At 62.1% G+C, this 1910-nt stretch carries 2 protein-coding genes; both read left to right on the forward strand.

Annotated features, from left to right (window positions below; all coding sequences use genetic code 11):
- On the forward strand, positions 1-1056 hold a 1056-nt coding region (locus J0I64_RS20775; protein ID WP_291411876.1), incomplete at its 5' end, for a CehA/McbA family metallohydrolase.
- 3 nt (positions 1057-1059) lie between these two features.
- A partial coding sequence (locus J0I64_RS20780) for a sugar phosphate isomerase/epimerase (protein WP_291411878.1) occupies positions 1060-1910 on the forward strand: 851 nt, incomplete at its 3' end.

The following is a 1910-nucleotide window of genomic DNA, read 5'->3' on the forward strand; positions in this document are numbered from 1 at the left end:
AGCCTTGATGCGTCGCCGCGAAAGCTCGAGCCGCAAACGGCGCGGACCTTTCCCGTGCGTAAGAAGGCCGGATGGTACAAGGGCGATCTCCACTGCCACACCTTCCACTCCGACGCGCGCGGCGCGCCGGAACTGCTGCATGCGGCGGCCAGGCAGGCGGGGCTCGACTTCCTTGCCATCGCCGACCACAACACCATCACTCAGCGCCGCTACTTTCATCCGCAGTCTTCATCCGACCTAGTCTTCGTGCGCGGCATGGAGGTCACGACGGCCGAGGGCCATGCCAATGTCTACGGGGTCGATGACTGGATCGATTTCCGCATGACCAAACCGTCGGATGCGCATGTGCTGGAAAAGCTGGTGCATGAAAAGGGCGGGCTGCTCTCGATCAACCACGACAAGCCCCCGATCGCCTGGGAGTATGAAATGCCCAGCGCCGACTGCCAGGAAGTCTGGCAATCGACCTGGCTCGCCTGGAACTGGATTGCCCTGGATCGCTATCAGCAGCGTCTGGCTTCAGGCATGAAGATCTCTGCGATTGGCGGCTCGGATTTCCACCAGCCCGACCGGCTAATGCCCGAGGGGCCCTTGGTGCTGGCGCGGCCGACCACAGTGTTCTGGTTGCCTGAGCTCAGCGAAGACGCGTTGCTGGCGGCGATGAAGTCGGGCCATGGCTATGTGACCGAGGGCCCGAGCGGTCCCCATCTCGAAATTCGCGCCGGCGATGTGCCCATGGGGGGCACAGTGACGGAGCTGACTTCGCTTGATGTTGTCGTTCGCGGTGCGGCCGGAGATCGGCTCGTGCTGATCGACGCCACCGGCGAAGTGGCCGCTGTTGAAATTGCCGGTGACGATTTTTCGGCCACAGTCGTCGTCGAGAGCGCCCAAAAATTCGTTCGAGCCGAGGTCGTGGCAGCGGCGAGCCGCGAACGTCTTCTGACCGAGTATGCAGGCCTGCTGGAAGGGCGCGAACTACCCTGGCAGCTCAAGAATGTCGACGTCGCCGGCCAGCCAATCCGCCGCGCGCTGAGTAATCCTATCTATATCGGTTCCTGATCCATGCTTATCGGCAACGCGCCCTGTTCCTGGGGCATCGCCTATCCCACCGGCAATCACTATTCCTGGTCGCAATATCTCGATGAGGTGGCCGAAGCCGGCTATCGCGGCACAGAGCTCGGGCCGCTCGGCTTCCTGCCCAAGGATGCCGAACTGCTGCGGGGCGAACTGGCCAGGCGCAATCTGACGCTGATCGGAGCGACCCGCGTCCACACTTTCGGCGACGCCGCTTCGGCTCCCATTTTGATGGCGACCCTACGCGAGCTGTCAACTCTGTTGAAAACGCTCGGGGCAAAGCATCTCGTTATCATGGACGAGAGCAACTGGTATCCCGCGGGCCAGGAAGGCGTGCTCGACGAGGCTGGCTGGCAGGGGCTCGTCGGCATGGTGCGCGACGCGCAAAAGCTGGTCGAGGGCGAGTATGGTCTCAAACTCAGTTTCCATCCGCATATCGGCACGGCGGTGGAGAAGGAAACGCAGATCGACCGGCTGCTGGCCGATACGGAAATCGATCTCTGCTTCGATACCGGGCACCATGCTTTCTGGGACCAAGACCCCGTCGCCTATATGGAAAAGGTCTTTTCCCGCATTGCCTATATGCACCTCAAGAATGTCGATCCCAAGGTTCGGGCGCGTGTGCTTGCCGGCGAATTGTCGGTGGCCAAATCCTATGGCGCGGGCGTGATGTGCCCGTTGCCCGATGGGGCGGTGGATATTCAGGCGGTGATGCGTCTCCTGGCGGAGCGGGGCTTTGATGGCCCCATCGTCGTCGAGCAGGACGTGGCGGAAAATGCCAAGGAAACGCCGCTGCAACTGGCGGCGCGAAACCTCGTCTACATGGAAGGGATCGCAGA

This window comes from Devosia sp. (assembly GCF_017307565.1).
GTDB lineage: Bacteria > Pseudomonadota > Alphaproteobacteria > Rhizobiales > Devosiaceae > Devosia.